Below are 337 nucleotides of genomic sequence, written 5' to 3'. Positions count from 1 at the left end.
CTGCGGGGGATGGCGCCGGGTGCAGGCGGCGCGGCCGAAGCGGGGCGTCGAGGCGGTGCGCGACCAGGCCGGCGCGCTCGGGCACCTTGAGGTGCTTCGACACCGCCGGAAAGCTCATGGCAAACGGCTCGGCCAGCTGCGTGACCGAGGCCTCGCCGAGCGCCAGCCGCGCCAGGATGGCGCGTCGGGTCGGGTCGGCAAGCGCCGCGAGGGTCAGGCTGAGGCTATCCGTCGTCATGTTTATTGAACCAGATGGTTATATAACTTTTTGGTTCTATACGAGAGGCCGCCGGCCGAGTCAAGCGGCGGCGTCAAGGGGGAACGCGGGCAGCGCCCC

1 protein-coding gene is annotated in these 337 nt (G+C 69.7%); it reads right to left on the bottom strand.

The window, feature by feature from the left end:
• A partial coding sequence (locus EN807_RS33630; RefSeq protein WP_135938025.1) for a metalloregulator ArsR/SmtB family transcription factor occupies positions 1 to 238 on the bottom strand: 238 nt, incomplete at its 3' end.
• Positions 239 to 337: the final 99 nt, after the last annotated feature.

The sequence above is a fragment of the Mesorhizobium sp. M5C.F.Ca.ET.164.01.1.1 genome (genome assembly GCF_004792125.1).
GTDB classification, from domain to species: Bacteria; Pseudomonadota; Alphaproteobacteria; order Rhizobiales; family Rhizobiaceae; genus Mesorhizobium; species Mesorhizobium wenxiniae.
This window is presented reverse-complemented; position numbering and strand designations above follow the sequence as displayed.